The sequence below is a fragment of the Pseudoalteromonas luteoviolacea CPMOR-1 genome (assembly GCF_001625685.1).
Lineage (GTDB): Bacteria > Pseudomonadota > Gammaproteobacteria > Enterobacterales > Alteromonadaceae > Pseudoalteromonas > Pseudoalteromonas luteoviolacea_K.
Genome location: NZ_AUYC01000032.1, coordinates 94,050 through 100,810 on the forward strand (window position 1 = coordinate 94,050; position 6,761 = coordinate 100,810).

At 43.4% G+C, this 6,761-nt stretch carries 6 protein-coding genes; 3 read left to right on the top strand and 3 right to left on the bottom strand.

Features of this window, described 5'->3' with window-relative positions:
- Positions 1-20 precede the first annotated feature (20 nt).
- The 3 genes from N473_RS14015 to N473_RS14025 form a co-directional block, all read right to left on the bottom strand.
- On the bottom strand, positions 21-1,763 hold the full coding sequence (locus tag N473_RS14015; protein WP_063368458.1) for a carbamoyltransferase: 1,743 nt from the start codon (positions 1,761-1,763) through the stop codon (positions 21-23).
- Between the two features lie 77 nt (positions 1,764-1,840).
- Positions 1,841-2,953, bottom strand: a complete 1,113-nt coding sequence (fabD, locus tag N473_RS14020) for an ACP S-malonyltransferase (protein ID WP_063368459.1) — start codon at positions 2,951-2,953, stop codon at positions 1,841-1,843.
- A 15-nt stretch (positions 2,954-2,968) separates the two neighbouring features.
- Positions 2,969-4,456, bottom strand: coding sequence for a PfaD family polyunsaturated fatty acid/polyketide biosynthesis protein (locus tag N473_RS14025; protein ID WP_063368460.1), 1,488 nt, complete (start codon positions 4,454-4,456; stop codon positions 2,969-2,971).
- Between the two features lie 270 nt (positions 4,457-4,726).
- Between N473_RS14025 and N473_RS14030 the strand changes: the two genes are divergently transcribed.
- From N473_RS14030 to N473_RS14040, 3 genes are all read left to right on the top strand, one after another.
- Positions 4,727-5,239, top strand: coding sequence for a M23 family metallopeptidase (locus tag N473_RS14030; RefSeq protein ID WP_231099572.1), 513 nt, complete (start codon positions 4,727-4,729; stop codon positions 5,237-5,239).
- 345 nt (positions 5,240-5,584) lie between these two features.
- Complete coding sequence (locus N473_RS14035; protein WP_155735616.1) at positions 5,585-6,079, top strand: hypothetical protein; 495 nt, start codon at positions 5,585-5,587, stop codon at positions 6,077-6,079.
- Between the two features lie 106 nt (positions 6,080-6,185).
- On the top strand, positions 6,186-6,632 hold the full coding sequence (locus N473_RS14040) for a hypothetical protein (RefSeq protein ID WP_063368463.1): 447 nt from the start codon (positions 6,186-6,188) through the stop codon (positions 6,630-6,632).
- Positions 6,633-6,761 lie beyond the last annotated feature (129 nt).

The window sequence follows — 6,761 nt, forward strand, 5'->3', positions numbered from 1 at the left end:
TTGATTTAGGGCGCTTACTGTTAGCTCTTTTCGTAAATGGTGTTGTTAATCACCAACACGTCGATGCCTGACATCAGGAACACCGCGAGCATGTCTTCAACAGAATGCACAATGGGTTTACCCATAATGTTGAAGCTGGTGTTTAGTAGTACAGGCACACCTGTGATCTCTTTAAAGCTGTTGATCAAGTTATAGTAAGGTTCGTTCCACTCTTTTTTCACTGACTGCAAACGACCTGTGTTATCGACATGTACAACCGCAGGCACCTTGTTTCGTACTTCTTCTCTAAAGACCAAAGTACGCTCCATGTAAGGCGACTCTTGGTAGTTTTCAAAGTACTCATCGCCGTGCTCGTGCAAGATAGATGGTGCAAATGGTCTGAACTCTTCACGGAACTTAACGCGGGCATTGATGGTGTCTTTCATATCTGGCAAACATGGGTTTGCGAGGATGGAGCGGTTACCTAAAGAGCGCGGACCAAATTCGGCGCGACCTTGTGCCCACCCGATGATTTTGCCTTGTGCTAAAAACTCTGCGGTCTTTTTGTAGACCTCATCGCCATAATCTGTGGCTTTTAAGTGGCCATATTGCGCCAGCTTTTGCAGTGATTTTTCTTTAACTGTCGAGCCTGTGTAGGGCGATTGCACGGTTTTACTTGGCTGCCAAGTTGGGTTGTCTTGCTGGTAACTTAAAAACGCAGCACCAATGGCATTGCCATCATCAGCAGGGGCTGAAGGCACAAAGATGTTGTCAAATTTGGAGCGCTCAAGAGCGGTGCCCATAAATGAGGAGTTCAGTGAACAGCCACCTGAAATACATAGGTTTTTAGACGGCGCATACTCGTATGCAGCGTTGATTAAATCCATGAAGATCTCACCAAACACCAACTGACCTGTGTAAGCAAAGTCTTTATAGCGTTCAACCGACTCACCTGGCTCTCTTGCCATGCTTTTGATTTCTTTCATGATGGCATTAAGGTTTTTCGGAACAGCAAAGTTACCGTTTTTAACCTGCAAAGATGAGCGCAGTAAATCATAGACCTTTTGGTCTTTTTTACCGTACGGGGCCAGGCCCATCACTTTCCACTCTTCACCTTTGAGCGGGTCAAAGCCGAGGTTTTCACAGATGATGGTGTAGAACAAACCTAAGCTCTTAAATGAGCGTTTTACCTTGATTGGCGCAGGTTTAATTTTGCCATGTTTGTAGGTGTAATAAGCAATACTGCTTTTTTCGCCCATGCCATCTACTACGATACAGGTCGCGTCATCATACGGGCTGTTAAAACAGGCATTTGCCGCGTGAGTTAAATGGTGGTCGTGATAGCGTACATCCGTTGGTTTTTTGGTTCGGTAGTTACCAACGATAAAGTTGCGGCAACCTGCTTCAAAAAAGCGAGATAGGGTTCTGCCAGCCGCCGCCTGAGAAGCGCGAGCAAAGTAGAACTGATCTTTAATATCGCGGGTGTTGACGTCAATATTAAATGAGAAAGTTTCTAAAATACTTAAAACCACATTTTCTAAAATATTGGTGCTTTTTTCGCGGCCTTTACTCCATGTTTTGGCAATCACAAGTTCGGTGCAATCAGCGCAGTGCGTTTTCAGTACTTCTTCAATGTAGTAAGGGTTGTCTGGCAAGCAGTATAGGCCACGTTTGTAGCCTAAAAAGCGCTCTGCGTCTTCGGCAAAAATGAGTTCGCCTTTTGCGTTAACGATTGCAATTGCAGGGTCGTGAAATGAGGTGGCTAAGCCAATGTAATATTTCATCGCTGTGGTCCAATATTATGGTTAAGTTTTATTCTGTTGATGGCCTTGCTTGGGCCAGTGATTATATTCATGTAGATTTAAGCCGTTGCGGGTATGCGCGCGTGCTGCTGGGCAGGGCGTAAATCAGTTAAATGGAAGTATCCGCCGAAACCGTGCAAATAAAGTGTAGGGCGGTGGCCAAACTGTAGAGTGGCTTGAGTACGGGTCTTATAAGGCGTTGTTTGCCCTTTGATAAGCACCTCGGTACCCACTGGATACGTGTTATTCCAGTGTGCAACCTGCTGCTGCGGCGTAACATTTGCTTGAATATTTGAGGGGGTTTTTACGACACTGGACTGCTCTGGCTTCACAAACTGCTTTTCAATACTTTGCACTAATTTAGTCAGCACTTTTTTTGGCCCAAGCTCTAAAAACTCCATATCACCTTGCGAGAGCAAGTATTCAACGCTTTTAGTCCACTGCACAGGCTGGGTAATTTGCGCTATTAAGTGCTGAGCGATATCCGCATGGTCATAAGGCTGTGCTGTGACATTAGCAATCACAGGTGTTTGCAAAGTGTTAAACTCAAAGCCTTGAATAAATTCAGCAAACTCTGTTTGCGCAGGGGCCATATAGCGAGAATGAAATGCGCCACTGGTATTGAGTTTGATAAAGCGACCACCTAGCTGCTCAATACAAGCTTGGCTTTGGTTAATGTCTTCAGCAAGCCCTGAGATCACGATTTGGTCTGGCGCATTCAAATTGGCAATATCTATGGTGTTTAAGTTGTTCTCTGCCAAAGCGTTATTTAAGTCAAATTCGCTGACATTCAGCACAGCGGCCATGGCGCCGGGGGCGGCTTTGCTCATGAGCTCACCGCGCTTTTGTACCAGCTTTAACCCAGTTTCAAAACTGATTGCACTTGCGGCAAATAATGCAGCGTACTCACCCAAACTGTGACCTGCCAAATAGTCCGCAGGCCCTTGTTGTTTTTGCTGTTGTAAAAAGGCGAGGGCACTGACGACATAAAGCGCAGGCTGAGTAAATTGAGTGTGATTAAGCTGCTTGTTGGGATCTGCCAAGCACAGCTCGCTGATTGAATAGCCAAGTAAGTCACTGGCTTGCTCAACATACGCAGGAAACTCAGCAAAAAGCGGTTTGCCCATACCGACGTATTGTGAACCTTGTCCCGGAAATATGTATGTTTTCATATCTACTCCGTTTTTTTATTTGTAAGCGAGGTTGGCAGCCAGCAGTTGTTGCACTTTCGCATTCATCAATTCAGCGGTGCCTTGCATCAGTTTGTTTGCAATTTTGTCAACGTGACGGTTTTGCCATGGTTCGAGTTCTGTGCCTTTGACCCACTGATTAAATGCACCAAGAGCAGGGCCAGTGTGCACTTGAAAGTTCACCCGCATTTGCTCATCGCCGCTAAAGGCCAGCTTGATGCTGTGGGCAAAGTACCAGCGAAACACGCGGGCCATTTTATATTTGCCGTCTTTTTCGGCGCGCTCGATATCGTGTGGGCGCTTAGATGCAAGCAAGTAGTCTTTGGTTTGTTGCCAGATCTCGTCAAAGCTCTTGTTGAAGTACTTATCTTGTAGCTGCGTTTGTATTCTTTGTGGTAGGGCGTCGAGCGAGTCATATTGCTGATAGAGCTGAAACAACTTGTTGGCACGCGCCGCAAAAAAGCTGCCTTTTTTCAGTACCTGCACTTTGGCGCCAGATTCAAACATATCGCCAGCAGGCGCATACTCAGTGTCTTGCACATTGATGTGTTGCAGCATGTTTTTGACGGTATCGGATGTACCTGCTTCGACGGTGCATTGGTTGATAGAGCCCGTGAGAATAAAGTCTGCGCCCATCATAAAAGCGGCTGCGGCAGCACTTGGCGTGCCAATGCCGCCACCAAGACCAATTCGCGGTGAATGCAAAAAGCCAAACTCAGCGACTTTTTGGTCCCGTAAGCTTTGGATGGCGGGCAGTAAAACTGCGGGCTGGCCTCTGTCTGTATGGCCGCCTGAGTCAGCCTCAACGCAGATGTCGTCACACATAAAAATGGATTGGCTTAATTTGGCTTGCTCAGCCGTGATTCTGTGCTCATCAAGCAGTTGTTGGACGATTTGCTTAGGTGCTGGGCTTAAAAAGCTATTGGCAACTTCTGGGCGAGAGAGTTTGGCGATCAGTTTATTGCGAGAGCGCACATTGCCTTGTTCATCTTGGTATAAACCCTGTAAGCGATAAAGTACCAGAGCGGGTGTAATGCGAATAAACGCGGCGGCTTCAATACACTTTATCCCATGTTGGAGATAGAGCGCTACGGTGGCAAGCTCGGTATCTGGCGAGTCTAAATTAGCGACTAGATTCATCCCATATGCTTGGCCATGAGTGAGCTTACTTTTAATATGAATGATGTCTTGTTCAATGTCTTTTAGTTGCCTACCGCCTGTACCTAAAAAGCCCATCACGCCTGCGTTTGCAAGTGCGATGACCAACTCTTTAGAGGCAATACCACGATACATACCGCCTGCTAAATAAGCATATTTGAGACCATAGTCCTTGCGAAAATTTGCACAGCCAAGGTTGTTTGGCGAAATCTTGGCTAAGTCGAAGCTGTTTGTGCTTTTAGTACTTTGTTGGTTTTTGTTGTTATGTTTTTGTTCACAAACGACACCAGTTAACTGGACATTTTCATGATCTATAGCGTGCTGCATACCATTTCCAAGCGGGATCATCTTAGTTATAACGCATGGTGGTACATAATTATGAAAGCAAAATGGAGGAATAAATTTTATTTTTATAATACTAGTTTATTAGTTTGTATTTTAATCAGCGCGTTATTCAGCACTTTTTAAGGAGTTTTAGTATTTAATCTACTTTTTGAGGTTAGTTAGTTACTAAGTTGTGTTTTTTTGTGCGTTTTATGCAACTAAATTGTTCTGTTTTTGATGTGGATTGGTTGGCAAAAATTTAAGGATTGCTGTGTGAGGTATCTAAAGTATTTACTCTTTGTTGTGACTTTCATCATTTTAATCGGTTTATTACTGCCCGAGAAGTTAGACATACCGGTACGTGGTGCCAGTGTTCATGATTGGCATCAAGAGACTTTTTGGTATGAACCGTGGGGGAGTTCGGGCGTGCACAAAGGCATAGATATTTTTGGGAAAAAAGGCATTGATGTGCTGTCGGCATCCGACGGCGTTGTTTTATTTTCAGGACAGTTCAATAAAGGCGGCAAAGTGATGATTGTGCTCGGCCCTAAATGGCGGGTTCATTATTATGCGCACCTAGAGAGTGTTATAACTCATTCTGGTCAGTGGTTAAGTTCGGGTCAACCCATTGGGACTTTGGGCGATACAGGCAACGCCAAAGGAAAACCCGCTCACGTACATTATTCTATTTTGTCTCTTATCCCACTACCTTGGCTTGTAACACTTGAAACCCAAGGCTGGAAAAAGATGTTTTATTTAGATCCAAGTAAGGTTTTGGTGGAGTGAGTGTGTGTTACTGATTTTGCTCTTTCGTCTATTTATCGAGAGTTTGTGAGTGCTATAAATTGTGAAATTGGACAAAGGCGGTTATTCATCGGAGCTCATGTGAAATAGCACTTTTGGCATATTTTTGCGTATACATATGTTCCTGAATCATGGATAAAAATGGTGATTTCATAAGCTGTTCCATTTTCATTTATTTGCATGTGTATACATACAGTGTTTAGTGTTTGTCAAATATCACTGTTATACGACAAGTGACGTACTTTAACCATTTCTAATTTGGTGACATTTGCTTAACTTATTGTTATTGTTGAGGGTATTAAAGTGCGTATTTGAAAAGCTGTTGTTATGCGGCAGACATTACGCTGTTGTTATGCGACATTTGTCGTAGATAAAAATGTTTGGTGCACTATGCAATGTTTTGAACTTGAAATATTTGCCGACTATTTTCAGTTCTACATCCAAGATGATAATGAATCTGTCGGAGATCTATCTGAAGCTTGGACGGAAGAAGCAGTCCAAAAAAAGTTAGCTATAACCGATGGAGCACTCGGGATAGGAACAGCAAGAAATATGGATGTTCATGTGACCGTTAATATTCAAGAATCGAAGCAAGTTATTGATGAATCTGACTATGATCTAGTTAATGAAGCAACAATCATTTCTAATACAGGGAAACTTGTAATCGCAGGCTGTACAGACTACTTTCCTGAAGCAACGCGAATTTCTATTTCAGTTGGGAAGTACATTGTTCAGATAGGTTATAAAAACCTTACTGACATATCGGAGGATGGGCTGGATGGCAATGATAGATATCATTTATGGCTTTCTCCGTGCACCTAACAAATAAATCAAGAACGGACGCATAAAGGTTGGCTTGCGCTCATTCTTCGCTAATTTTAGCCTGCTATTTTCCGCCGTTTATTAAGGCGTTAGCAACACTTGAATTATGAAGACTTTTTTAATTTTTATATTTTCACTAACTACTTTTCACAGCTTTGCTAGCAGTGGGTCTGACTTATCTGGCTCTTGGGAGGGGTTTTATTTTGGTTCCCACATTCATCAGGGTAAGATGACAATTGAGATAACCTCAAAATCTTGTTCAGTTACAATGCAGCGACTTGATAAGTCTGAAGTACTTCAATTTCCTTGCGATAACATAACCCACACTAAAGGGTTTTATCATTTTACAGCTAAACAAAAGTTTACTTCTGGCGCTGGGTATATTGAATGGGTATTTTCTTTTGCACTTAGCATAGGGCATGATGACCCAAAAGTGACGAGAAAGCTTATCGGAACTTGGTTACAGGGGATGAAAGAAAGAGAGGCGGGTAATTTAATAGGGTTAAATTCCGGTTCAATGAAGTTAAAAGAATTAAAGGATACTAAATTTTAGTAGCAGTAAATGTGTTGCTAACAAGGCCGTTAAACCAAGGACACAAAACAGCAGGCTGTGCTCCTTCGTCGCCAATTTTAGCCTGCTATTTTGTGCCGTTTACGGCAAGCGTTAGGTGAACATGAGATA

What these genes read in the sequence shown, in the direction of transcription:
- N473_RS14035 (WP_155735616.1), top strand. Translation starts at nt 5,585, where the DNA reads ATGCGGCAGACATTACGCTGTTGTTATGCGACATTTGTCGTAGATAAA.
- N473_RS14025 (WP_063368460.1), bottom strand. Translation starts at nt 4,456, where the DNA reads ATGCAGCACGCTATAGATCATGAAAATGTCCAGTTAACTGGTGTCGTT.
- N473_RS14040 (WP_063368463.1), top strand. Translation starts at nt 6,186, where the DNA reads ATGAAGACTTTTTTAATTTTTATATTTTCACTAACTACTTTTCACAGC.
- N473_RS14015 (WP_063368458.1), bottom strand. Translation starts at nt 1,763, where the DNA reads ATGAAATATTACATTGGCTTAGCCACCTCATTTCACGACCCTGCAATT.
- fabD (WP_063368459.1), bottom strand. Translation starts at nt 2,953, where the DNA reads ATGAAAACATACATATTTCCGGGACAAGGTTCACAATACGTCGGTATG.